The organism is Pseudomonas sp. AC229 (assembly GCF_979254655.1).
Genome location: NZ_CEEDHK010000004.1, coordinates 313,034 through 336,627 on the forward strand (window position 1 = coordinate 313,034; position 23,594 = coordinate 336,627).

20 protein-coding genes are annotated in these 23,594 nt (G+C 56.1%); 7 read left to right on the forward strand and 13 right to left on the reverse strand.

Annotation, left to right across the window (positions count from 1 at the left end):
* Nucleotides 1–34 precede the first annotated feature (34 nt).
* From AC0IW7_RS07920 to AC0IW7_RS07945, 6 genes are all read right to left on the reverse strand, one after another.
* Nucleotides 35–1,198, reverse strand: a complete 1,164-nt coding sequence (locus AC0IW7_RS07920) for a hypothetical protein (protein ID WP_471816916.1) — start codon at nucleotides 1,196–1,198, stop codon at nucleotides 35–37.
* A 181-nt stretch (nucleotides 1,199–1,379) separates the two neighbouring features.
* Nucleotides 1,380–2,486 carry a hypothetical protein gene (locus AC0IW7_RS07925; protein ID WP_471816918.1) on the reverse strand — a complete coding sequence of 369 codons (1,107 nt, stop codon included), beginning with the start codon at nucleotides 2,484–2,486 and terminating at the stop codon, nucleotides 1,380–1,382.
* A 170-nt stretch (nucleotides 2,487–2,656) separates the two neighbouring features.
* Nucleotides 2,657–5,236, reverse strand: a complete 2,580-nt coding sequence (locus AC0IW7_RS07930; RefSeq protein ID WP_471816920.1) for a fimbria/pilus outer membrane usher protein — start codon at nucleotides 5,234–5,236, stop codon at nucleotides 2,657–2,659.
* 18 nt (nucleotides 5,237–5,254) lie between these two features.
* A complete protein-coding gene (locus AC0IW7_RS07935) occupies nucleotides 5,255–6,004 on the reverse strand; it encodes a fimbria/pilus periplasmic chaperone (RefSeq protein WP_471816922.1) in 750 nt (249 codons plus the stop codon).
* A gap of 30 nt (nucleotides 6,005–6,034) precedes the next feature.
* The gene (locus AC0IW7_RS07940; protein WP_471816924.1) at nucleotides 6,035–6,562 is read right to left on the reverse strand and encodes a fimbrial protein; all 528 of its coding nucleotides are present in this window, start codon (nucleotides 6,560–6,562) and stop codon (nucleotides 6,035–6,037) included.
* 58 nt (nucleotides 6,563–6,620) lie between these two features.
* A complete protein-coding gene (locus AC0IW7_RS07945; RefSeq protein WP_471816926.1) occupies nucleotides 6,621–7,181 on the reverse strand; it encodes a fimbrial protein in 561 nt (186 codons plus the stop codon).
* A 371-nt stretch (nucleotides 7,182–7,552) separates the two neighbouring features.
* On the opposite strand from AC0IW7_RS07945, the gene mtgA reads away from it, so the two are divergent.
* A complete protein-coding gene (mtgA, locus tag AC0IW7_RS07950) occupies nucleotides 7,553–8,263 on the forward strand; it encodes a monofunctional biosynthetic peptidoglycan transglycosylase (protein ID WP_471816927.1) in 711 nt (236 codons plus the stop codon).
* A 12-nt stretch (nucleotides 8,264–8,275) separates the two neighbouring features.
* Here mtgA and AC0IW7_RS07955 read toward each other — a convergent pair whose 3' ends face one another.
* The 6 genes from AC0IW7_RS07955 to ltrA all read right to left on the reverse strand — a co-directional run bounded on the left by AC0IW7_RS07955 (nucleotide 8,276) and on the right by ltrA (nucleotide 14,931).
* Nucleotides 8,276–8,884, reverse strand: coding sequence for a hypothetical protein (locus AC0IW7_RS07955; RefSeq protein ID WP_471816929.1), 609 nt, complete (start codon nucleotides 8,882–8,884; stop codon nucleotides 8,276–8,278).
* A gap of 82 nt (nucleotides 8,885–8,966) precedes the next feature.
* Nucleotides 8,967–9,821 (reverse strand): RNA polymerase sigma factor RpoH, encoded by an 855-nt coding sequence (gene rpoH, locus AC0IW7_RS07960; RefSeq protein WP_122452981.1) that lies wholly within the window; start codon nucleotides 9,819–9,821, stop codon nucleotides 8,967–8,969.
* Between the two features lie 111 nt (nucleotides 9,822–9,932).
* Complete coding sequence (gene ftsX / locus AC0IW7_RS07965) at nucleotides 9,933–10,955, reverse strand: permease-like cell division protein FtsX (protein ID WP_471816931.1); 1,023 nt, start codon at nucleotides 10,953–10,955, stop codon at nucleotides 9,933–9,935.
* Nucleotides 10,955–11,623: a cell division ATP-binding protein FtsE gene (gene ftsE / locus AC0IW7_RS07970; protein ID WP_122452983.1), complete on the reverse strand. Its 669-nt coding sequence runs from the start codon at nucleotides 11,621–11,623 to the stop codon at nucleotides 10,955–10,957. The genes ftsX and ftsE overlap by 1 nt, the downstream gene beginning before the upstream one ends.
* Nucleotides 11,620–12,987 carry a signal recognition particle-docking protein FtsY gene (ftsY, locus tag AC0IW7_RS07975; protein ID WP_471816933.1) on the reverse strand — a complete coding sequence of 456 codons (1,368 nt, stop codon included), beginning with the start codon at nucleotides 12,985–12,987 and terminating at the stop codon, nucleotides 11,620–11,622. Before ftsY ends, ftsE begins: the two co-directional genes overlap by 4 nt.
* A 207-nt stretch (nucleotides 12,988–13,194) precedes the next feature.
* Nucleotides 13,195–14,931, reverse strand: coding sequence for a group II intron reverse transcriptase/maturase (gene ltrA / locus AC0IW7_RS07980; protein WP_471816935.1), 1,737 nt, complete (start codon nucleotides 14,929–14,931; stop codon nucleotides 13,195–13,197).
* Nucleotides 14,932–16,075: 1,144 nt separating this feature from the next.
* On the opposite strand from ltrA, the gene AC0IW7_RS07985 reads away from it, so the two are divergent.
* From AC0IW7_RS07985 to AC0IW7_RS08000, 4 genes are read left to right on the forward strand one after another with little or no spacing between them, the layout of a single operon-like run.
* Nucleotides 16,076–17,431 carry a M16 family metallopeptidase gene (locus AC0IW7_RS07985; RefSeq protein WP_471816937.1) on the forward strand — a complete coding sequence of 452 codons (1,356 nt, stop codon included), beginning with the start codon at nucleotides 16,076–16,078 and terminating at the stop codon, nucleotides 17,429–17,431.
* On the forward strand, nucleotides 17,424–18,947 hold the full coding sequence (locus tag AC0IW7_RS07990; protein ID WP_471816939.1) for a M16 family metallopeptidase: 1,524 nt from the start codon (nucleotides 17,424–17,426) through the stop codon (nucleotides 18,945–18,947). The genes AC0IW7_RS07985 and AC0IW7_RS07990 overlap by 8 nt, the downstream gene beginning before the upstream one ends.
* Complete coding sequence (rsmD, locus tag AC0IW7_RS07995; RefSeq protein ID WP_471816940.1) at nucleotides 18,947–19,546, forward strand: 16S rRNA (guanine(966)-N(2))-methyltransferase RsmD; 600 nt, start codon at nucleotides 18,947–18,949, stop codon at nucleotides 19,544–19,546. The genes AC0IW7_RS07990 and rsmD overlap by 1 nt, the downstream gene beginning before the upstream one ends.
* A 2-nt stretch (nucleotides 19,547–19,548) precedes the next feature.
* The gene (locus tag AC0IW7_RS08000) at nucleotides 19,549–20,532 is read left to right on the forward strand and encodes a hydrolase (protein WP_471816942.1); all 984 of its coding nucleotides are present in this window, start codon (nucleotides 19,549–19,551) and stop codon (nucleotides 20,530–20,532) included.
* A 3-nt stretch (nucleotides 20,533–20,535) separates the two neighbouring features.
* On the opposite strand, the gene AC0IW7_RS08005 is transcribed toward AC0IW7_RS08000, so the two are convergent.
* Nucleotides 20,536–21,195 carry a TetR/AcrR family transcriptional regulator gene (locus tag AC0IW7_RS08005; protein ID WP_471816944.1) on the reverse strand — a complete coding sequence of 220 codons (660 nt, stop codon included), beginning with the start codon at nucleotides 21,193–21,195 and terminating at the stop codon, nucleotides 20,536–20,538.
* 309 nt (nucleotides 21,196–21,504) lie between these two features.
* Here AC0IW7_RS08005 and AC0IW7_RS08010 point away from each other — a divergent pair, with 309 nt between their 5' ends.
* Both AC0IW7_RS08010 and AC0IW7_RS08015 read left to right on the forward strand, forming a co-directional pair.
* Nucleotides 21,505–22,935 (forward strand): coniferyl aldehyde dehydrogenase, encoded by a 1,431-nt coding sequence (locus AC0IW7_RS08010; protein ID WP_463540475.1) that lies wholly within the window; start codon nucleotides 21,505–21,507, stop codon nucleotides 22,933–22,935.
* 80 nt (nucleotides 22,936–23,015) lie between these two features.
* Complete coding sequence (locus AC0IW7_RS08015; protein WP_471816946.1) at nucleotides 23,016–23,561, forward strand: twin-arginine translocation pathway signal protein; 546 nt, start codon at nucleotides 23,016–23,018, stop codon at nucleotides 23,559–23,561.
* Nucleotides 23,562–23,594: the final 33 nt, after the last annotated feature.

Below are 23,594 nucleotides of genomic sequence, written 5' to 3' on the forward strand. Positions count from 1 at the left end.
GTGAGTTGGGCCGAACAGCAAGGACCTGGCTCATCTAATGCACATCCATGCTGATAGTAAACGGTACGGAAAACTGTTGCGCAGCCGGAGTGTCTGCGGTGGTTTGGTAGTACCTGAAGGTCAAAGACGCGCCGCCAATACCTCGATTACTTCCCCAAGCCGGTCCACCGTCGAGCCAGTTCGCACCGGCCATCTGTTCGCCGCAATCGGCCCGGCAATAATAACCATGCGAGGAGTAAACGGTGCCTGAAGCCGGATCTACATAGCCTCGTCCTAGCCCGTCATAACTGACAGGAGCCCAAGGCAGTGCGGAAGATTTTTGTCCGAAAGCAACTGGCGAATCGTTGAGAAGGATCTGCACGCCGACGTCGCTCGTTGCGGACGGCATGCCTACACCTTCGACGCCATTGTTGAGTGGAAAAGCGGCGTCAAACGATACAGAAACAACGCTATCCAAAGCAGCTTCACAACTGAACAAGAGCGGCCGCCGGTGCAGTGCTATTTCCGTTGCGCCCGGACCAACGAAGGAGGTCGCAGGTAGCGACGCCAACTGAATCGTAGACAGAGTGTTCACGCCAGTCCGGGTTGGATCGTGTGCTTGGCATGCAGGACTTTTAGCGTTGGCGAGACGGCTAGCGTCGTTAGCAACCGCGGGATTTAGCAATGCAGAGAGGACGAGTTGGTTATCAGCCGCCGACATATCCACCTGGCCGGCGGCGAAGTATTTGATGAAACCGACGCCCTGAGGAAACTGAACGATCGCGTTAGCTGTATCGCCGGAGAATGGCGCCGTCTTCACCAAGCTCAGGCGCATGGGAACTGGCGGAATGCCTGTTCGGTTTAGCAGTAGCTGCCCGCCCGGACGAACCGTTTCACTGCTGGTCGCCAACAGGACGGCACCGGCTCGGACACTTCCGGATGGAAATTCGACAAACATCGAGACGCCATCGGCACTGCTCGGCACCATAAACCCCGAGCCGCGGGGACTGGAGTTCGCTGGAGGGTAATAGATGACATCGAGAAGTTTGCCACTTAGCTCGTACAGGTCGCTGCACATTCGTGCACTTAGCGTTAGCGTTTCAAGCGCGAGTAAGGAACCAACAGGAAACCGGGAATTCTCACGCCACGAACGATTGAATAACATTCGATAGCTGGCCGCCTCTAACACTATCTGCCGCGAGGCTATAGAGCTGTTCACTCCACCACTTGCGCTCAACCAATCGCAGGCCGCAAAGGAGCTAGGCGAATGGGAGATAGAACATATACAAACAAAGCAGGTCAATATTCCGACCGAGTTACATGATGAGCCAAGATCCATCTTCGCTACTCCAGCAAATCCATTTGCAAAGCAAACCTAAAAATTCCAATAAAATTTAGACCTAAAGCACATCTAATGTCACGGTAAAAGGGACCGAAAAATCGCGGGGCTGAGGTGAAGCTGTGGTCGTTTGATAATACTTAAATGTAACCGTAGCGCCCAGACCATCATTATTACCCGAAGCAGCACCACCGTTTTCCCAGTTAGGCCCTGTCATGTCTTCATCACAGTTTTTCCGACAAATCCAACCCTGCTGCTTAAGAACGCCATAAAACTGGTCGGTGAGATCGTTATCTAAAGCGTTGACGTTCCAGGATAACGCCTTAGATAAAACGTCAAACCTTACTGGGACGTCATCCAGTAATAGCTGTATACCAATATCGCTACCCAATTCAGGCAAACCGACACCCTCCACCCCAGTATTAAGTGGGTACGTTGCACTGAAATAAATGGCAGGCTTGGTATCCGCCACCCCTTTGCAGGAAAACCTGAACTGATGAGACTTGGAGGACGCATCAACTGGCCCGAGCCCCTGAAAGGCAGATGTGCTGACCGGAGACATAGAAATAACTTTGGACCCTGAGTTTAGGGGAATTTTGTCGAAGCCGAGAATTTCGCAACTTGGTGCGCTGGCAAATCCGTTGTATGTAACATTATTCCCGCCTGCGTTATAACGCGCCGGCATCAGCAGTTGATCTTGAGCGCCTGCGATTAAAGTGGGATCTTGCACTCCTCGGTAGGTGAACCAACCCAGTCCGCCGGGAACGGTTATCTCGCCTTTAGTGGAGTCGTTGGTAGTAACCGAAAATGAGCCAGTTTTAACCAACGACAGCTTTACAGGAACGGGGGCGAATTTCGCGGAGGCTTGCGTGAGCCCACCGGATGCGCTGACCTTCCCTGCGCTCGCGGTAAGGTAGATCCCCCCGTTTTGAGCAGTCCCATTTGGAAATTCTATTTCAATCGCAACCCCCGCTGCATTGGTCGGAATACGAAAACCTGATCCAGACGGGATTGCATTCGATGGAGGAGCGTAAACAACCGCCGCTTGTTGGCCTTTTAGCTCTCGGAGATTGGTACATAGGGTTCCCGTTAGCGTTGTCAAAGACATGCCCAAATACGTTCCAACCGAATGACGGGAATCGTCATACCAGCGCTTGTTAGCCAGCATTTTAAAACCCGCCGTCTGGAAGACGATGGGCGTGCTGAAGGAGTTCGGTAACGACGCGCCCCCCCAAGTACAAGAGGCCGACGCCATCGACGACGAGAACGTAGCAACCCCCGCACAGGTAAGAATAATTACCCGTCGGATAAAGAGCCTAGCTAACGCAAGCATGAACATTACTCGTATTTACATATCGTGAAATTGCTGTCCTTACCTGAAGCGCGCGTGCCCAAGTTCGCAGCGCTGTCCTGTTTGTTAAACTTATAAGCCATCATGCAACTGCGGCCGTCCAATTTCACTAAAAGCTTGCCTTGGGCGTCCACACCTCGAGCAAAAATGCTGCCCGCTTGTCCAACATAGCCAACGACGTTTCCCGACGCGTTGTTAAACACTTCCGCCCCAAATGGCAAGGCACTGCCATCTTCGAACATGCCATTAATAATAATCGTGTTTTCGCGCAATGTTTCAAACTTGACTTTAACAATTGATCCTGCGACTGGGACCGATTCACTGCTTGTATCGGCAATAGAAATATCTGACGACAATCCCTCCGAGTCGATTTCAACTCGATTACGCGAATAGGCGGAGAGATATGGAACGACTCCGTATCCCCTGCCATCTACCACCGCGCCGCTGGAATTGGTGATACGAGCACCGTCGGCATCTTTTGCTTCTATTAATGCTACGGTTTCGCCCAAGGTTTGCCCTAAGGTCACGCCCCCATCATGGACAAGTACTGAGCCAGACACGCCTAGAGAAGCCTGCTGATAATCGTCCCCCTTGGTATAGCCACTAGTCACAAACCCTTTCGAGCCCTGATAGGTGCCATTGAGACCGTAGTTCGCAGAAGCATTCTGGCTGTCTAAGCCTTGAGTGGTTGAGATACCGTAGGTGTACTCTTGGTCATTGCCCGCTATACCACCTAGTTGAACCTGCCCGTAACTGCCCGACTCTGAATTGCGCGTCGTACTTGCGGATACATAATTGCGACCGTAATCAGTAGCGAAAATCGGCATGCTGAAATTCAGCCGAAATTCGTTATATCGCCTGTCGTCCTTATCTTTGACACGTGACAGAGCGACGTCATAACTAAGATCTCGGAAGCGATTTGCGTACGAGAGCTGGAATTGTGTGTCTGACCCTTTGCGATTCCAAAAATTACGCGTAGAGCCGCTGATGGATGCAGCGCCGAAATCGTAAGGAAGTCTTTGGCGCAAGTTCATATCAAAACGACCTTTCTGCTTCGCCCGATAATCGTATTGCAGATTGCTCTCCGAGAGGTCGCTCCGAAACCGCGAATCTTGGCTACTTACAAATTCACTAAACGACCAGAATCCGCGACTGGAGAATCTGTAACTGGATAGCGTGAGGTTAGTACCCGTTGGCTCATACAGTGTTGAGTAGACAAATCTAATGCTATCGCCATTGATAGCATCCGCCCGTCCTAGACTCGCGCTTGAGTAAGTATAGTCCGCAGAAATACCGCCGATATACGTACTAACAGCACTACCTAGCGCGACAGCCTGATAGTCTTCGCTTCCGACGACACCACCGAACGCGGTAACATAATTATTCACGCCATGTTGAAAGTTGACCTGTCCAACCACGGGCTTGAAATCTCTGGACGATGGAGCCCATGCCTCCCCGAGGCTCGCTGAGTATTTAGACTGACCAGGACGGAGCAATTGCACTAATGGTGAATACGGCACAGTAAAGCTTTTAATCGAGCCATCCGCCTCCGTAACGGTAACCTCTAGATCATTACCGTAACCACTCAGCATTAGGTTCTTAATTTCAAACGGACCTGGCGGTACTGCCCGCTCATAGATAATCACGCTCCCCTGTTTGATCGTTAACTTAGCGTTTGAGTCCGCCGCTCCGGTTACGACCGGCGCATAACTTCTCAGCGACGAAGGTAACATACGCATATCTGTTGAAATGAACGCACCTTGCAGGCCATAGGCGTCAAACAGTTGGCCATCGGTATAATTCTGTCCCACCGTAAGTGTGCTGCTCAACCGCTCCACATCGGTTTGCGCATAGGTACGCTGGTTTTGGTAAGAACGATTTTCGCCGTCAACTGCTAAAGAGGAAATATTTCGTATTCGCCATCCCTCAAGGTTCACTCCACTTTCAAAATAAGCGAAGCCTTGTGTGGACGTGTTGCCATAACTGCTTGCATTGAACGCATCTAGGGAATAATTCAACCGCGCGGCGGTTATCCCCCTGTCCCATTCAAGTGGACTTATATAATCTTTTGGCCGCTCTGTTAAATAGGCCTGAGGAATGAACGTTTCAAGGCGCTGTTCGGAAAAATCGAAGTTCACCGAGGCACCAGGCACCACGCTGTCTATTAGGCGGCATTCCCCAGTGACTGCGCCCTCAGAAACCCACTTCGCTTCCGGCTCCGGCAACTTGGAAACGTCGATACCGAGCAAAGAAAAATCTTTTGCGGTAAAGCAAGCTATTGCCGACGTTTTGTTTGCCACGGAGACAAACTTTACCGAGCTTGATCTTTGCATCTCGTCGTTCAAATAGAGATCTACCTTAAAATTCCCAGGGGGCGCCGGATTCCCCTCGGTAAACCTTGATAAATCCGCATTATTCTTTTCGCCAGGCGTTCCCCACAACATACGATTGTCGAACTCTACGACGGCATATTTATCCGCCGCGGCCATTGCTGGATTAGCGAAGATCAAAGCAAAAGGCGCGCAAATTATTGAAAACGCTTTCAGGTTCCGGCTTTTAGTTTTCATAATTATAACCAGAAGATATTAGAACGTGGCGGTAGGTTTTTCCCAAACAGGAGACCCGCCATAATCGTTTACAGACTTATACTTAACCGATGGCGATTTTTGAGAACTACGCACTCTTTTTAAATCAAACGTTTTTGTCGTGTAGGGAGATATCATTTCCGCCTCTACAACGCCCCCATCAGCGTTAGATCCAACGCCCAACGTGCTTATGTTCACGTGGTAAGGAGTCGGGTTTTCCAACATCACCTTGCCCGGCTGGTATTTGACAATCAACTTCCCCGGAGCATCATTGGCGATGCCTTCCAACCCCTTAGGCCGCAAGAATATTTTCACCCGCGTGCGAAAACGAAACTGAAGATAATTAGCATCATCTTCTTTCACGGTAGGCTTGCCAGGTATTTCCAGCACGTTCAACCAATACACCGACTCTCGATCCGACGGAACTGGAAGGCTCCGTGTGTACTGTATTTTCGCGATCTGGCCCTTTTTAGGATCAATTCGAAAGATGGGCGTCGTTACCACAAATGGAACCCTAATATTCTCTGGACTGGCTTTTTTATCACCATCGTCAATCCACACTTGCACGAGCTTCGGCTCGCCACCTTCATTTGTCATGCGGATAGAAACTTCGTTCTTTTCTTCAGGGTATATCACACGCGTTCCATCCAGAACCACGGAGGCATGTGCTGGACCGGACAATATAAAAAATATAAAAAATGGAAATGTTTTAAAAGTTGACTGTAAATATTTAAGCATGGTGGTACGCATGTTTTCACCTGACACTGAAAACTAAAAATATTAAATAGACTCGACTAAGAAGGTAACAGTGCTAGTCACTTTTCCAGCTGTGGCTGAACCGGTAGCATAATATTGAACAAAAAAATCGAATTTCATTTTATTTTCGCCCACCGCTCCTACAGGGGCGCCAGCGCTACTAACTTGCTGGCCTTTCACTGCATTAATATTCACCGCATTACCATCTGAATTCAGTATCTGCAGCTGGACATGTTGCGCTCCGTTAACCGCGGTGTTCGGCAGTCGACCTTTAGTACCAACTATAATTGAAGCTAGTGGATGAGCCTCAAAGTAAATTAACGAGTCTGCTGGGCAGCCGCTAATTTCGATTGAAAACGGTGTCTGACCAAACGTATCGCCAGGGTTCGCGAGAGAGGTCTTCGGCGCGATTGGCAGGTTAACTCGCTGATCTTTACTCACAACGGAACATGTTGCGGCCGTAACCCTGCCTTCGACTGTAAAACTCGAAGTTGCCGCATTGCAATAATTAGAGAGCAAAAACAAGAGTGCATAAACAGTTGATTTTTGCATGCCGCATTCCGAGATATTAAAAATGTGCCTGGCAAGGCCAGGCACTTAATTTTAGGCTTTACTCATAGTCAATTTCATAGTCGACACTCGAGGTCAAACCGCCAGCGGTGGCATTGCCTTTCGAAATGTATTGAACAAAGTGACGAATATAAGCTGAGCCTTTACCACTCGCATCGACAATGTTTTCCGCAATAGCGCCCTGCGCACCCGTACCCAGAGAAAGATCCATTACATCGCCGTCTTTATTCAGTATCTGAAGCTCCACGTTTGTAGTTGCGTTGGTTTGCGCGGTATTCTCCAGATGGCCTTCTCGTGTAATGTTATCCCCTGCGACAAAGAATACGGACGCCTTACTTGCTAAGGTCGACGCCGACGAGCAGTCGGAAAGTTCGAAGTTCAAGAAAGTGCGCCCGGCAGTAGAGTCCTTCGCAGCGAGAAGCTTGGAGGAAACAATGGGAAGTTTCACCGTTGCGTTATTGGTTTGCTTATTTACAACCACAGTGCAGGTTGTGTCAGAAACACCGCCTTCAAAGTCGATTTTCCCTTCGTTCGCAGTCGCCACTTGGGCCAAACTAGCTAAAACGAGGCTAGAGCTGAGCACAGCCAATTTGTATTTCATAAAAGACCCGTAGAGTTTTGTGGAACGTCATAAAGTATTGATATCTAAAGCCCAGCCAATTTTAGTTAAATTGATATTTGAAACTGCAATCAGTCTCCGGCGGAGATGTGGGAATAATCCGTAGCATTTAGAATTTCCTGACCTGAAAAAGGGAGTTATGTTCTAGGTCTCGTGGAACTAAAGTGCCCGCCCCGCCGGACTTCGGGAGGTGAGACTCAGAAATATCACGCCCAGACAGGCCTGAAAGGCGTGTGCAGCGCTCAAGGGTCCTGTAGCGGTGGGACGTATGAGCTAACAGCTTCTAAATGTGCGCCAGGCTGTTCGTACGAGCAGCGCTATAATCGTCACCTACTTTTAAGGCCCCGCTACGCATGGTTCGCAAACTTTTCGGACGTCTGTTTAGGTTCTTGCTCTGGTTCGCCACGGTCTCAGTGCTGGTGGTGCTTATTTTCCGCTGGGTGCCGCCGCCTGGTTCCGCTCTTATGGTGGAGCGAAAAATTGAGTCATGGATTGATGGCAAGCCGATCGACCTCAAGCGCACGTGGCGCCCATGGGCGGAGCTGTCGGATGATTTGAAGATCTCCGTGATCGCGGGTGAGGACCAGAAGTTCGCCGAGCATTGGGGGTTTGATGTGGAGGCTATTCAGGCTGCCCTTGATCACAACGAACGTGGCGGCAATTTGCGCGGGGCCAGCACGATCAGTCAGCAAGTGGCGAAGAACCTTTTCCTTTGGCCCGGTCGAAGCTGGCTGCGTAAAGGGCTTGAGGTTTGGTTCACCGGCTTGCTGGAGTTGCTCTGGCCGAAACAGCGAATCCTTGAGGTTTACCTAAACACCGTGGAATGGGGTGACGGGGTTTTCGGCGCTGAGGCGGCTGCGCGCGCACACTTCGGCGTGGGAGCTTCTTATATAACCGCGCGGCAGGCCAGTATGTTGGCGGCTGTGTTGCCCAATCCGCTGAAGTGGAGCGCCGGTAAGCCGACCGGCTATATCAACCGTCGAGCGAACTGGATTCGCCAACAGATGCGCCAGCTAGGCGGCAGTGACTACATCGTGCAAATGCAGAAAGGCCGCCGCTCCTGATTGGCGATTCGCTTACTGTTTAAGCGAGCTGCGGGGCACGACGTGCAGTAGCAAGAGGGCCCCATTTTCTACATGAACCGTTAGCCCCTGCGCGGGATACACCCAGCCTTCCCCGCTATTGAGCTGCAAGCGCAAACGCGGCGGCCCAAAAGTCGCGACGATCTGATCTTCGGCCACAGGCTGTTCCGGACGTAGCATCAAAGCAGAAAGCCCGTGACCGCTCAGCTCGCCCAGCATGTGACTGCTCAGGGGTTGTTCGGGGTCGGTAGGCTTGAGGCCCGTCGCCTTCATCAAGCTGGTGTGCTCTTGCTCGGTGAGCACCAGAACGGCTTCGAGCTTCCATTGTTCACCCATGCTTCCCAGCCTCGACCGGAACAGTAGCTGCGGGCCGTCCAGTCTAGGTTTTAGCCATAGCTCTCCAGTATTCACTGCGTTTAAACGTCCCAACGTGAGTGTGCCTTCTGCCATCGGCGAGACAATTTCTTTCTGCCAGCGCGCCATGCCAGGCAGCGATTCCGGAACGCTCCGTCCGTACATTAACCAGCCGCCCCAGGCAAAGAAGGCAACGGCAATCACCACAAAAAGCAGCCAGTGCTGCATACGTAGCGGTGGCATGGACATGGACAGTCTCCGAAACAGGGGTAAACACACGGGCAGAAAAAAGCCGCACCTGGGTGCGGCTTCAGTCCTTTCGCTTTGAAACTCAGGCGGCGATTGAGCCTTTGAGTTTGTTCATAGCGTTCTTTTCCAGCTGACGAATACGCTCGGCTGACACGTTGTATTTCGCGGCCAGCTCATGCAGGGTCGCCTTTTCTTCAGCCAGCCAGCGCTGGTAGAGAATATCGCGGCTGCGTTCATCAAGGCCTTCCAGCGCTTCGTGCAGATTCGCCGTGGCGCTGTCGCTCCAATCGGAATCTTCCAATTGACGAGCAGGGTCGTAGCGATGGTCTTCAAGGTAATTGGCCGGCGACTGGAACGCGCTTTCATCGTCTGCCTCTGCGGCAGGGTCAAAGGCCATGTCGTGACCGGTCAAGCGACTTTCCATCTCGCGCACTTCGCGCGGCTCTACACCCAGGCTTTCGGCCACCGCGTGCACTTCGTCGTTGTTCAACCAGGCCAAACGCTTTTTCTGGCTGCGCAGGTTGAAGAACAATTTGCGCTGGGCCTTGGTGGTGGCCACTTTGACAATGCGCCAATTACGCAGGATGAACTCGTGTATTTCAGCTTTGATCCAGTGCACCGCAAACGACACCAAACGCACGCCCATTTCTGGGTTGAAGCGTTTAACGGCCTTCATCAGACCAACGTTGCCTTCTTGGATTAGGTCAGCCTGTGCCAGGCCGTAACCGGAATAACTTCTGGCGATATGGACAACAAACCGCAGGTGCGCGAGCACCATCTGGCGAGCGGCTTCGAGGTCTTGATGGTAAAAAAGACTCTCGCCCAGTTCGCGCTCCTGCTCAACAGTCAGCAGCGGAATGCTATTGACCGCATGCACATAGGCCTCCAGGTTTGCACCCGGGACTAAAGCATGGACAGGTTGCAAAGAATTGCTCATGCGAATCCTCCGACTCACGAAACTCGTGCCTTTTGAGCACTGCCCGGATAAGACCAGACAGTTGACTCGAAAGTTCAAAAGCACGAAAAAACACTGATAAACAAAAACTTACTACTTCGGGGCCAACTCGTTCAAGTGACGGGCCACCGCAAGCCAGGCGCCAATATACCCCAACAGCACAGCCCCAAGCAGCAGGGATAGACCATCGGATAATGGCACCCCCGCCAACGCAAAATCGCTGCCGTACAGCCCAGCCAAACGCACCACGGCGCCGTTCAGCCAATCCAGACCAAACGCCAGCACGGCCCAAGACAGGACGCCGGCACCCAAGCCATACAACGCGCCCATATAAAGGAAGGGACGCCGCACATAGCTGTCAGTTCCGCCGACCAGCTTGATGACTTCAATTTCGGTGCGACGATTTTCAATGTGCAGCCGAATCGTGTTCCCGATCACTAGCAGCAAGGCCATCACCAACAATAGCGTCAGCCCGAACACGAACCGCTCACCCAATTTCAAAATGGCACTCAAGCGCTCGACCCACAGCAAATCCAGCTGCGCCTGCTGAACCTTCGGCAGTTCGGCCAGGCGCAAGCGCAAGGCTTCCAGCGCCGGTTTATCCACTTCTTTAGGCGTCACCAGAATTACCCCGGGCAACGGGTTTTCGGGAAGCTCTTTGAGCGCCTCACCCAAGCCGGATTGCTGCTGAAACTCCGCCAGCGCCTGCTCGCGGCTAATCCATTCGGACTCCGCCACATCGCTCATCTGCGCAATCTCTACGCGCAGCTTGTCAGCGTCCGCTTCGTTGGCGTCGAGGGTCATGAACAGGGAAATCTGTGCCGCGCGCTGCCACGAACCGCCCAGACGCTCGACGTTGTTGAGCAGCAGCGACAAGCCCATGGGCAAGCTCAGCGCCACGGCCATGACCAGACAGGTAAAGAAACTGCCGATGGGCTGCTTAGCCAGGCGACGCAAGCTGTCGATCAAGCTCGAACGATGGGCTTCCAACCAGGCGTGCAGCAAGGTGGAGAAATCCGGGCTGCCGTCGTCTTTTTTCTGATCATTTTTCTTTGGCGCGGCGCCGACGCGCTCAGCTGCGGATGACGGTTCCTGAGGATTACGAGTGGCGCTCATTAACCAGCCTCCCCATCACCGATCAATCGGCCGCGTTGCAACGTCAACATGCGGTGGCGCATGCGGGCGATCAGTGCCAGGTCGTGACTGGCGATCAGCACGCTGGTGCCCATGCGGTTGATGTCTTCGAATACGCCCATGATCTCAGCCGCCAATCGAGGATCGAGGTTACCGGTCGGCTCGTCCGCCAACAGCAAGGCCGGACGGTGCACAACGGCGCGGGCGATACCGACGCGCTGTTGCTGGCCAGTGGAAAGATCGCCAGGAAACAGATCCCGCTTGTCGCTCAGGGCAACGCGCTCGAGTGCGGCATCGACGCGCTTGGCGATATCAGGCTTGGACAAGCCGAGAATCTGCAGCGGCAACGCCACGTTGTTGAACACGGTGCGATCAAACAACAACTGGTGATTTTGAAATACCACGCCGATCTGGCGGCGCAGGAATGGAATCTGAGCAGTGGTAATTTGCGCCAGGTCCTGGCCTGCCAGCAGCAACTTGCCCGACGTCGGCCGCTCCATCGCCAGAATCAAGCGCAGCAAAGTGCTCTTGCCGGCGCCAGAATGCCCGGTGACGAACAGAAATTCGCCGCGTCGCACGCGAAAACTCAGCTCATGCAGGCCGACATGGCCGTTGGCGTAGCGTTTACCCACCTGCTCAAAGCGAATCATGCGTGCTCCCGCTCGGCGAACAAGGCCTGAACAAAGGCTTCAGCTTCAAAGGTGCGAAGGTCGTCAATGCCCTCACCCACACCGATGTAGCGGATCGGCAGGCCGAACTGTTTGGCCAACGCGAAAATCACACCGCCTTTGGCGGTGCCGTCCAGCTTGGTTAGGGCCAGGCCGGTGAGGTTAACGGTCTGGTTGAACTGCTTGGCCTGGCTAATGGCGTTCTGCCCGGTGCCCGCATCCAGCACCAGCAACACTTCGTGGGGAGCGGTTTCGTCCAGTTTGCCGATAACGCGGCGTACCTTTTTCAACTCTTCCATCAGGTTGTCTTTGGTGTGCAATCGGCCGGCGGTGTCGGCGATCAGTACGTCTATGCCACGAGCAGTCGCCGCTTGTACGGCATCGAAGATGACGGAGGCTGAGTCGGCACCGGTGTGCTGAGCAATCACCGCAATCTGGTTACGTTCGCCCCACACCTGCAACTGCTCGACCGCCGCCGCACGGAACGTATCGCCCGCAGCCAGCATCACTTTCTTGCCTTCCTGCTGGAGCTTCTTCGCCAACTTACCGATTGTGGTGGTTTTGCCGGCGCCGTTGACGCCCACGACCAGGATTACGAATGGCTTCTTCTCGGCCGGAATCACTAGCGGTTGCTCGACCGGTTTGAGCAGCGACGCCAGCTCTTCCTGGAGCGCCTTATATAAAGCACCGCTGTCGACCAACTGCTTACGTGCGACTTTCTGGGTAAGGCTTTGGATGATGGCGGTGGTGGCTTCGACGCCGACGTCGGCGGTCAGCAGACGTGTTTCGATCTCATCGAGCAAGTCATCGTCGATGGCCTTTTTGCCAAGGAACAGGCTGGCCATGCCTTCGCCGAGACTGGCACTGGTTTTCGATAACCCTTGCTTAAGGCGGGCGAAGAAGCCGGCTTTGCTTTCTGGCGATGCCGCAGGCGCTGGCGCGACCACCACGGGGGCTTCGCTTACCGGCGGCGCGACTGGCGCAGCAACAACTGGCTCAGCCACAACCGGTTCCGGTGTCGGAAGGATCGGCTCTGGCGCTGGGATGGGTGCCGCAATGGGCTCCACAACCGGCGCGATAACCACTTCGGGCACTACGATCGGTTGCTGTTCCTGGGCGGGCAGCTCGGTTGCCGGAGCGTCGATAACCGGTGCCGCCTCAGCAGGCGCAACCTCGCTCGGCGCTAAGGTTTCGACCGCAGTTTCAGGCGCCGCAGCGGGCTCCTGAGGCTTTTTGCGCAGCCAACCGAACAGGCTTTTTTTCTCGCCGGACTTCTCATCGGAAGTGACCGGAGCGTCGTTCCCAGCAGCGGCTGGGGTCTTCTTGTCGTCTTTGGAACCAAACATGGAGAGCGGCTATCTCAAGGGTGCGACGCGCCAACCGGGTAAAAACCCAACAGCCGTGGCCGCCAATAAAGTCGGGTAGCCCCGGATCATTACTGATCCGGGGCCCCCTAAGAACCGTGCGTGCGACTTTCACCGCACACGGCTCAAGCCTACATGAAACCAGCCTGACTGGCCGGCAACACACGGGAGTTGCGCGCGACTTTACCACTATAAGCCGCTGTGGAGCAGATCAAACTTCTTCTGGCTGTGGACCAGTGCATGGCAGTTCGGATGAAGCAGCGTACGGTTACTTAGGGCGTTCGATCCGCCGTCCACACGTCGAATGACGTGGTGATCGTGCCAACCGGTCTCCTTGTTCACCGCCTGCCCACAGAGGGCGCACTTGCCCTTCTGTCGCCTGTAGAGCCCAGCTAGTTCCTGTCGGAACCGCAGATTGAATTGCATCCGCTTTACCCTGAGCTCCTCCCACTTCAGTTCGTGTACCGGATCGTATGGGTTGTAACCCCCAGGTAACCGCTCCGTTATGTACTCGATCTTGGTGTCGGCCAGACTAATGAGCCTGTAGTGCTTCATCTCACCCTTGCTGTTTTTGTATGGGAGCGAGAACACCCATTTCCGTCCGTCTATGGAATGAAAGTATTTCTTCTCAATCCATGCTGCGGATTTCCTTGGATGCCGTCGCTTCGCCCACCTCCAGATACGCCAATGAATCAAGTGATCCAGCTTACTGAAGGCTTCCTTTGCAACTACATGGGAATGGTAGTTCGCCCATCCCTGTAGAACTGGTTTCAGTTTTCCGATCAGGGCCCTCTGTGTCATGGCTCCACTGTCTTTAACAATCTCGCTCACCTTGCGGTAAAACGCCGAGGCGTTTTTCCTTGATGGCTTGATCAACAGCTTTGCCCTCTTGCGAGGAGATTCCGATACGTATTTTCTGAAATTCCACCCGAGGAAGTCGAAGCCTGCGTGGAGGTGTGAGATCTGCGTTTTCTCTTGGGACAGTGCAACCCCTCGTACTGCCAGGAATGTTTGTACCCAAGGTTTAACTACGTCCTCAAGCAGCTCTTTCGAGTCTGCCGTAATCACGAAGTCGTCTGCGTATCTCACCACGTGGACTTTGGTCTTCTCAGCCTTTTTGACTCCTAACTTCCTCTTCAGGTGAAGTTTCAGTTCGGTCTCAAGGCCGTTTAGGGTGGCGTTTGCCAAACAGGGTGAAATGATCCCCCCTTGCGGCGTACCAGCTTCCGTTGCTGTGAATTGCTTCCGGTCAACAACCCCGGCACGCAGCCATTTCCGTAGTACCGATCGGTCCATAGGGACGTTCCGGCAGAGCCAGTCATGGTTGATGTTGTCGAAGAACCCTTTGATATCCCCTTCCAAAATCCAGAGTGGGCTATTCCTCCCACTCAGAAGCTGGAAGAGCTCTACCATTGCATCAGCGGTCGAGCGATCCGGCCGGAAGCCGTAACTCTTAGGGTCGCTGGTGCTTTCGATAACGGGTTCTAGTGCGAGTAGGTAGAGAGCCTGCATAGCCCGATCCAACATCGTCGGGATACCCAATGGGCGCTTTTCCTGCTTACCAGGCTTCGGAATCCACACGCGTTTAAGCGGTTTAGGCCGATACCCTCGCCTCTTTGACAAGCGCAGCACAGCTAGGAGTTTTAAGTGGGGCGTTGCCCATTTCTCTCCATCTACGCCAGGAGTCTTACGACCCCTATTCTCCGTGACTCGCCGCACGGCTAGACATCGACCGTGAAGCGAGTGGGTAAGCAATCGTTGCAGGCGTTTAACCCTGCGCCAATCCTCATCCCTAGTTGCCTGCGCAATTTTCAACTGCGTCTTCCGAACGGATGATTGGATCTTGGCCCAGTCGAAACTGTGCCAGGCCAAAGTACCGTCCGAGGACGCAGACGCGGCCGGAATTGCTTCTGGCTTTGTATTCATACAGTCCTCCTATTGGTCTACTGGACCTAAGAGGCGGACCTGCCCCTAGGGGCAGGTGGACCACCCCTAGGGTCGTTGTATCGCTGGAAATTAGCGGTTTTTGTTGCGCCGGTAGACCAGATGCACGTCAGCCAGAGTTGCCCCTGCCGGTAATGTTTCAACCGGTATGCCCCCGATTACAGGGGACCCTTCGCTTCTTGCATCCTCCTATTCCCCACACCCATCAGCGCCCCTTGCGGTTTGCTTGCCCTGTCACCGAAGTGATGGGCAGGTGGTCGGGATTGCCACGTTCCCCGGCCTGCATCAATTCCCCGTTTAGGCTTCGTCTTTCCCCCGGCAACCTGTGTAGTACCGCGCCATATGTCCATACTATGACGACTGGTTGCGTGCCGTTTTGGCCGATGCCTAACTGCCGTTGGCATGGTGATACTGACGGAGGTTCTGTCGACGATTCACATGTGTTAGCCATGCGGGTTGGGTCACTAGCCCCTAAGCATCCGTGCAGTTCGGACGCATGACATCCTCCGTCGCCGGAGAGCGTCACCTCGTGAGAGGAAGGGACATTGTGGATCGGGCTTCACACCCCAGGGTTGGCCCCTGACGCATGCCGATCTAGTGAACTGGCGGGTACACGCCAGGCCCATTACTTCTAAAGCTCAGAAGCCGGGCAATGCAGGACGGAGCAAGACGCTCCGTTGCTTGGAGAGAGCACCTACAACGTCTCTCGACGGTGGTGAACGGAACCAAAACTATCGCGGCAGGCCAAATGAGCTCCAACACCCGAGGGTGATAAGGCACACAGGAGAGCTTGAAATGTTTTGTAACAATTTGACGACCGTCAAACTGTTCTTCATCCCGCCTTTTGATCAAATTCTGCCCAAAAAGGACGAATTTAAGACGCAATTTCCCCTAGGACGGAGATTTCGCATCCCCGCAAGCGGATCGTAAAAAGCCTGAACAAAGCCAGATGCTTCAGTGCTGAAATTCGGCAAAACCCCTGATAGCAAGGGCTTCACAACGTGGCTCAGCTGCCAACCTAGCAACGACACGAGTCATGACGTGTCGCACATGGATGAGTATCCTAGCACCTCCGCGCCCGCCGACGCTAAGACCAAGCGGGCCTTCTCGACAGGTCATTCACTTCATGAAAATGCTTGCCCGCAGCGCCACCGGGCTGCTGCTCGCGGCCCTTTGCCTGCCGCTATCTACATTTGCCGCCGATACCCAACCCACTGAAGAATTTACCCTGGCCAACGGCCTGAAGGTCGTAGTGCGCGAAGATCACCGCGCGCCGGTGGTGGTTTCCCAGGTTTGGTACAAGGTCGGCTCCAGCTACGAAACGCCCGGGCAAACCGGCCTTTCCCACGCCCTCGAACACATGATGTTCAAGGGCAGCGCCAAGATGAAGCCCGGCGAAGCGTCCTTGGTGCTGCGCGAATTGGGCGCCGAAGAAAATGCATTTACCAGCGACGACTACACCGCCTATTACCAAGTGCTGGCTCGCGACCGTCTGCCCGTGGCCTTTGAGCTTGAAGCAGACCGCATGGCCAGCCTGCGCCTGCCGCCGGAAGAGTTTCGCAGCGAAATCGAAGTCATCAAAGAAGAGCGCCGGATGCGCACCGATGACAAACCCAGCTCGCTGGCTTACGAGCGCTTCAAGGCCATGGCCTATCCCGGCAGCGGTTACGGCACGCCCACTATCGGCTGGATGGCCGACTTGCAGCGCATGAGCGTGGAAGAACTGCGCCACTGGTACGAAACCTGGTACACGCCCAACAACGCCACGCTGGTGGTTGTGGGCGACGTCACGGTCGCCGAGGTGAGAACCCTGGCCGAGCGCTATTTCGGCCCCGTACCCAGCCGTCCGATACCCACCGCGAAAGCGCCGCTGGAACTGGCCGAGCCGGGCGAGCGACGCCTGCGTCTGTACCTACAAACGCAACTGCCAAGCCTGATGATGGGCTTTAACGTGCCAAGCCTGGCCACCGCCGCCAACCCGCGCGATGCCCACGCCCTGCGCCTGATTTCGGCACTGCTCGACGGCGGCTACAGCGCGCGCTTGCCCACGCAATTGGAGCGCGGCGAGGAATTGGTGTCTGGCGCTTCCGCCAGTTACGACGCCTACAACCGCGGCGACAGCCTGTTCATGCTATCCGCCACGCCCAACGTGCAAACCGGCAAAACCTTGGCCCAGGCCGAAGCGGGCCTGTGGCGCCAGTTGGAAGCGCTGAAAAAGACCGCGCCTACCGCTGCCGAACTGGCCCGTGTTCGCGCCCAAGTTATCGCCGGCTTGGTCTATGAGCGCGACTCCATTAGCAGCCAGGCCAGCACGATTGGCCAGCTTGAGAGCGTCGGCTTGTCGTGGAAATTGATGGACGAAGACCTGGCCGCCATCGAGGCCGTCACGCCCGACGATATTCAGCAAGCTGCCCGCACCTATTTCACTCGCGAACGCCTGAGCGTCGCCGAAGTACTGCCGAAGGAAAAAACCCATGAGTGAACGCAACGGTCTGCGATACAGCCTCCTGGGCCTAAGCCTGCTGGCCTTGCTGGCGGTACTGGTATTTGTCGTCAGCCGGCCCGCGCAAGCGCCCACCGAACCGGCGCCCGGCGTAGCTGCCAGCGCTCAACCGGCTGAAGAAGCGCCGGCCAAAGCCGAGGGCCACCTGGAGTCGCTGGCCGCACTGGAAGGCCAGGCGCCGAGCCATCGCGCCATCGACATTCAAACCTGGAAAACCGCTGAAGGCGCCAAGGTGCTGTTTGTTGAAGCGCACCAATTGCCGATGTTCGACCTGCGCCTGACCTTTGCCGCCGGCAGCAGCCAGGACGGCGACGTGCCGGGGCAGGCGATGATGACCAACGCCATGCTCAATGAAGGCATTGCCGGTAAAGACGTGAGCGCCATCGCCGCTGGCTTCGAAGACCTGGGCGCCGACTTTGGTAACGGCGCTTACCGCGACATGGGCGTGGCCAGCCTGCGCAGCCTCACTGCCGCCGACAAGCGTGAGCCGGCGCTGAAACTGTTCACCGAAGTGGTCGGCAAACCGACCTTTCCCGCCGACTCGCTCGTGCGCATCCGCAATCAGGTGCTGGCTGGCTTCGAATACCAGAAACAAAACCCCGGCCGCCTCGCGGGCCTGGAGCTGTTCAAGCGCCTGTACGGCAGTCATCCGTACGCCCATTCCAGCGATGGTGATGCGACGTCCATTCCGCGCATTACCGTTGCACAAATGCAGGCGTTTCATCGCAAGGCCTATGCCGCCGGCAATGTGGTAATCGCGCTGGTCGGCGATTTGTCGCGCGCGGAGGCCGAAGCCATGGCTGCCCAAGTGTCCGCCGCGCTGCCCCAAGGGCCGGCGTTGCCGAAAATGCCGCAGCCAGACGAACCGAAAGCGGGCCTCAGCCACATTGAGTTCCCGTCCAAACAAACCACGTTGATGCTGGCGCAAATGGGCATCGACCGGACCGAACCGGATTACGCCGCGCTGTTTTTGGGTAATCAGATTCTCGGTGGCGGCGGCTTCGGCACGCGTTTGATGGACCAAGTGCGAGAAAAACGCGGCCTCACCTACGGCATCTCCTCGGGCTTCACGGCCATGCAGGCGCGCGGGCCTTTTATGATCAGCCTGCAAACGCGGGCGGAGCAAAGCGAAGGCGCGCTGAAGCTGGTGCAAGATATTTTGCGTGACTATCTGGCCAATGGACCGACGCAAAAAGAAGTGGATGACGCAAAGCGGGAACTCGCGGGCAGCTTTCCGCTGTCTACCGCCAGCAATAGCGATATAGTTTCGCAATTGGGCGCCATTGGTTTCTATGACCTGTCGCTGACCTACCTGGAAGACTTCATGCAGCAGGTACAGGCGCTGGACGTGGCTTCGGTCAAAGCCGCGATGGCCAAGCATCTGAATGCGGATGCGCTGGTCATCGTCACGGCCGGACCCACCGTGCCGCAGAAGCCGTTGCCGCCCCCAACCGATCATCCAGCCGAGCCCGCGCTTGGCGTTCCGGAGCACTGATGGCCCGTCCCGTAAAACCAGGTAACGCCCCCGCCCATGGCGGCCAAGGCCAGTTGCGCATCATTGCCGGCGAGTGGCGCAGCCGCCAGTTCAGCTTTCCCATGGCTCACGGCTTGCGGCCTACGCCCAACCGCGTGCGCGAAACCTTGTTCAACTGGTTGGCGCCTTACATTCAGGGCGCTCGGGTGCTGGATCTGTTCACCGGCAGTGGCGCGCTATACCTCGAAGCGTTGTCGCGCGGGGCCAGCTTGGCATTGGCGCTGGACCTCAACGGCGCCGCCATCGCCAGCCTGCGGCAGACGCTCGACGCGTTGAAATGCGCCACCGGCCAACTGCTGCAAACCGACACCCTGCGCTACCTGGAAACCCAGAGCCCGTCGCCGTTTGACGTAGTGTTTCTCGACCCGCCGTTCAACCAGAACCTGCTACAGCCCACCTGCACGCTGCTGGAGGAAAAAGGCTGGTTGGCCGACGACGCATGGGTATACACCGAAAGCGAAAACCCGCCGTCGAGCCTGACCATGCCCGCCAACTGGCGCCTGCACCGCGAGCAGAAAGCCGGCCAGGTGTATTACGCCCTGTGGCACCGCACGGCGTAACCATGAACACTGGTTTCACCCCGGCCTGGTGGTTGCCCAACCCGCATTTGCAAACCTTGTGGAATTCGCTGTGCCGCAAGCCGCCTGCGCTTGAGCGTCAGCGCGAGCGGCTGTGGCTGGAGGATGGCGATTTCCTGGACCTGGACTGGCACGGCCCGCACGAAGCCGATGCGCCATTGGTGCTGGTGCTACATGGGCTGACGGGGTCGTCGAGCTCGCTGTACGTGCTCGGTCTACAACAAAACCTGGCCGCCCAAGGCTGGGCCAGCGTGGCGCTGAACTGGCGCGGCTGTTCCGGCGAGCCCAATTTGTTGCCGCGCGGTTATCACTCCGGCGCCAGTGAAGACTTGGCCGAAACCATCCGCCACCTGCGCGCCAAGCGCCCCATGGCCCCGCTGTATGCCGCCGGGTATTCCCTGGGCGGCAACGTACTGCTCAAGTACTTGGGCGAAAGTGGCGCCGACAGCCATCTGCAAGGTGCCGTCGCGGTGTCGGTACCGTTTCGGTTGGACCAATGCGCTGACCGTATCGGCTTGGGCTTTTCCAAGGTGTACCAGGCGCACTTCATGCGGGAGATGGTCGCCTACGTGAAAGACAAACAGCGCCTGTTTGCTCACAAAGGCCAGGCCGATCAGTTATCGATTCTGGAAAAGCTCGGCCCGTTGACCGACATGCGCACGTTCTGGGATTTCGACGGCCGCGTCACCGCTCCGCTCCACGGTTTTGCCGATGCCGACGACTATTACAAGCGGTCTTCGAGCCGCTATTTTCTGGGCCGCATCCAGACGCCAACGCTGCTGATTCAGGCCGCCGACGATCCGTTCGTGTTTCCCCACAGCCTGCCCGACGCCAGCGAATTGGCGAGCTGCGTGCAATTCGAATTGCACGACCATGGTGGGCATGTGGGTTTCGTTCAAGGCTCGTGGCGCCGCCCGGAGTACTACCTTGAGCGGCGCATTCCGCAATGGCTTACCGCGCTCGGTTAACGCTTACACCACGCCATCGAGCGGCACGAACAAGCGCTGTTGCAGCGCATCCACCGCCTCACGCGCCTGTGGTGCGATATAGCCACCCTCCAGCGCCAACACCTGATAAATGCCACGGCGCAGCATTTCTTCGCTGAGGTCGCCCATGTCTGCGCGCGAGGTGCACAGAAAGCGCACCCACGACGTCATGATGATCCAGGCGTTGAGCGTCAGCGCTTCAATCTGCCGTTCGCCCATCACCAGAATCTGCGCGTCGACAAAGCCCTGATAAATGGCTTTCGCCTGCCCCATGGAGCGCAGCGAAAACTGCTGGTACTGCGCCGCCAGGCCAGTGTCGCTTTCCAGCAAATGCTCCAGGTCGCGGTGCAAGAAGCGGTAATGCCACATCGCTGCAAGCAAGGCTTCGAGATAGAAGGTTTTGTCTTCCACGGTCATCGAACGGCCCTCGGGCGGGCGCAGAAAGGTGTCGACCTGGTGTTCGTACTGGCTGAACAGTTCGGCGATGATCGCCTGCTTATTGCGGAAGTAGTAGTACAAATTGCCGGGGGAAATCGCCAGATGCGCGGCGATGTGATTGGTCGTCACATTGCGCTCACCCTGCAGATTAAACAGCTCCAGGCTGGCTTGAATGATGCGCTCACGGGTTTTCATTGGCGCGGCCATGGCGCTCGTACCTCACACACTGTTTCTTAAACAAAAAGCCGTCAGCAACTGCGTCCTGCCTAAACGGTCCAGCTCCATCGCTGCGCCAAAGGTACACGCACAAGCGCAGCAATTGTTACTCATCAACACAGCGACTGCGCACCCTAACTTTTCGTTGGGGTGCATCCCTGAGCCCTTCTCGGCATCCTATTTGACACATTAGAGTAATTGCTCTAAAAATCCAGCGACGTTGTTTTGCGCAACCCTAAACCGACCTTTTTCAAGACGGTTCCGGGTTCTTTTAACTGGACTGCCCAGGAGCCTTCGAAAATGGTCGCCGACATTGCTTACCTGCAACACAACCAACAACAAATCGACCAGCTTGATTCATTGTTGCAGCGCCAGCGCGAAGCGTTCCGCGCCAACCCCATGCCCGAAGCCGGGCAGCGCATTCAATGGCTCAACAGCCTGTGCGACCTGCTGCTAAAAGAAAAAGACACCCTGGTTCAGGCCATTTCCCAAGACTTCAGCAACCGCGCCGCCGAGGAAACCTTGCTGGCCGAGGTGATGCCCAGCGTGCACGGCATTCACTACGCCACCAAACGCATCAAAAAATGGATGAAGCCGTCGCGCCGTTCGGTCGGCTCGGCCTTCCAGCCGGCCAGTGCAAAAGTGATTTATCAGCCGCTGGGCGTGGTCGGCGTGATCGTGCCGTGGAACTACCCGCTGTTCCTGGCCATGGGCCCGCTGGTTGGCGCCCTGGCGGCGGGCAATCGGGTGATGATCAAAATGAGCGAATCCACCCCGATAACTTCGCAGCTGATCAAAGACCTGCTGGCCCGCATCTTCCCCGAAGACCTGGTGTGCGTGGTGCTCGGTGAAGCCGAAGTCGGCATGGCTTTCTCGAAACTGCCCTTCGACCATTTGCTGTTCACCGGCGCTACCAGCATCGGCAAGCACGTGATGCGCGCAGCAGCGGAAAACCTCGTTCCAGTCACCTTGGAGCTGGGCGGCAAATCGCCGGCCATCGTGTCTGCGGATGTGCCACTGAGCGACGCTGCCGAACGCATCGCCTTTGGCAAAACCATGAACGCCGGGCAAACCTGCGTGGCGCCGGACTACGTGCTGGTGCCGAAGGATCGCGTGGAAGGTTTCGTCGAGGCGTACCGCAAAACCGTGCAGAGCTTCTACCCCAGCCTTAAAGACAACCCGGACTACACCGCCGTCATCAACGACCGCCAGTTGAACCGCCTCAAAGGGCTGCTCACCGACGCCGAAAGCAAGGGCGCCACACTCATACCATTGTTCCCGGAAGGCCAGGGCCGGCGTATGGCGCAAACCGTGGTGTTGAACGTGAACGACGACATGAAGCTGATGCAGGACGAAATCTTCGGCCCGCTGCTGCCCATCGTGCCGTACGACCGCCTCGAAGACGCTTTCACCTACATCAACGACCGTCCGCGCCCACTGGCCCTCTATTACTTTGGCTACAACAAGGCCGAACAAAAACGCGTGCTGCATGAAACCCACGCTGGCGGCGTATGCCTGAACGACACCTTGCTGCACGTGGCCCAGGACGACATGCCATTCGGCGGCGTCGGCCCCTCCGGCATGGGCCATTACCATGGCCACGAAGGCTTTTTGACCTTCTCCAAGGCCAAGGGCGTGTTTATCAAACAGCGCTTCAACGCCTCGAAAGTGATCTACCCGCCTTACGGCAAAGCCCTGCAGAAACTGGTGCTGAAACTGTTCATCCGCTAAACCAAGCTGAGCTTGCGGCGCCCGGTTCAGCCTGCCGGAGCGCCGTTTTAAAACGCGCTAGCGCGAGGTCAATAATAAAAATGAATGACTCGGTAATCGCTACACCTGGCCTGTCCCGTCGCGGCCTGCTGAAAGTTGGCCTGATGGGCTCAGCGTTTCTCGCCACGGCCGGGCTTACCGCCACCTTGAGTGGCTGCTCGGCCAGCACACCGGCCAACGGTTTCGCCATCTTGCGCGAGTCCGACCTGCCGTTCTTGAACGCGCTGATTCCGGTGATGCTGACCGGCGCCGTGCCCCCGGAACAGATGCCAAGCGCCGTGAACGGCACGCTGCAAAACCTCGACTACAGCCTCAATCGCCTGTCGCCGGAAATGCTCAAGCTCACCGTGCAGCTGTTCGATGTGCTGGCCATGGCGGTTACCCGCGGCCCGCTGACAGGCATTTGGGGCAGTTGGGAAAACGCCAGCAGCGACGATGTTCGCCACTTCCTCGACCGCTGGCAGAACAGCTCGCTCAGTCTGCTGCGCATGGGCTACGCCTCGTTGCTGCAACTGGTAATGATGGCCTGGTACGGCCGCGCAGAGTCGTGGGCGCATTGCGGTTATCCCGGCCCGCCCAAGGTCTGAGCCACGCCGCATTACCCTCTACTAATAAGAACC

Excerpts from the sequence above, each read along its gene's own strand:
- ftsY (WP_471816933.1), bottom strand. The coding sequence starts at position 12,987 with ATGTTTGGTTCCAAAGACGACAAGAAGACCCCAGCCGCTGCTGGGAAC.
- AC0IW7_RS08010 (WP_463540475.1), top strand. The coding sequence starts at position 21,505 with ATGGTCGCCGACATTGCTTACCTGCAACACAACCAACAACAAATCGAC.
- AC0IW7_RS07955 (WP_471816929.1), bottom strand. The coding sequence starts at position 8,884 with ATGTCCATGCCACCGCTACGTATGCAGCACTGGCTGCTTTTTGTGGTG.
- ftsE (WP_122452983.1), bottom strand. The coding sequence starts at position 11,623 with ATGATTCGCTTTGAGCAGGTGGGTAAACGCTACGCCAACGGCCATGTC.
- mtgA (WP_471816927.1), top strand. The coding sequence starts at position 7,553 with ATGGTTCGCAAACTTTTCGGACGTCTGTTTAGGTTCTTGCTCTGGTTC.
- AC0IW7_RS07940 (WP_471816924.1), bottom strand. The coding sequence starts at position 6,562 with ATGCAAAAATCAACTGTTTATGCACTCTTGTTTTTGCTCTCTAATTAT.
- rpoH (WP_122452981.1), bottom strand. The coding sequence starts at position 9,821 with ATGAGCAATTCTTTGCAACCTGTCCATGCTTTAGTCCCGGGTGCAAAC.
- AC0IW7_RS07945 (WP_471816926.1), bottom strand. The coding sequence starts at position 7,181 with ATGAAATACAAATTGGCTGTGCTCAGCTCTAGCCTCGTTTTAGCTAGT.
- AC0IW7_RS07985 (WP_471816937.1), top strand. The coding sequence starts at position 16,076 with ATGAAAATGCTTGCCCGCAGCGCCACCGGGCTGCTGCTCGCGGCCCTT.
- AC0IW7_RS07935 (WP_471816922.1), bottom strand. The coding sequence starts at position 6,004 with ATGCGTACCACCATGCTTAAATATTTACAGTCAACTTTTAAAACATTT.
- AC0IW7_RS07930 (WP_471816920.1), bottom strand. The coding sequence starts at position 5,236 with ATGAAAACTAAAAGCCGGAACCTGAAAGCGTTTTCAATAATTTGCGCG.
- AC0IW7_RS08000 (WP_471816942.1), top strand. The coding sequence starts at position 19,549 with ATGAACACTGGTTTCACCCCGGCCTGGTGGTTGCCCAACCCGCATTTG.
- AC0IW7_RS08005 (WP_471816944.1), bottom strand. The coding sequence starts at position 21,195 with ATGGCCGCGCCAATGAAAACCCGTGAGCGCATCATTCAAGCCAGCCTG.
- rsmD (WP_471816940.1), top strand. The coding sequence starts at position 18,947 with ATGGCCCGTCCCGTAAAACCAGGTAACGCCCCCGCCCATGGCGGCCAA.
- ltrA (WP_471816935.1), bottom strand. The coding sequence starts at position 14,931 with ATGAATACAAAGCCAGAAGCAATTCCGGCCGCGTCTGCGTCCTCGGAC.
- AC0IW7_RS08015 (WP_471816946.1), top strand. The coding sequence starts at position 23,016 with ATGAATGACTCGGTAATCGCTACACCTGGCCTGTCCCGTCGCGGCCTG.
- AC0IW7_RS07925 (WP_471816918.1), bottom strand. The coding sequence starts at position 2,486 with ATGCTGGCTAACAAGCGCTGGTATGACGATTCCCGTCATTCGGTTGGA.
- ftsX (WP_471816931.1), bottom strand. The coding sequence starts at position 10,955 with ATGAGCGCCACTCGTAATCCTCAGGAACCGTCATCCGCAGCTGAGCGC.
- AC0IW7_RS07990 (WP_471816939.1), top strand. The coding sequence starts at position 17,424 with ATGAGTGAACGCAACGGTCTGCGATACAGCCTCCTGGGCCTAAGCCTG.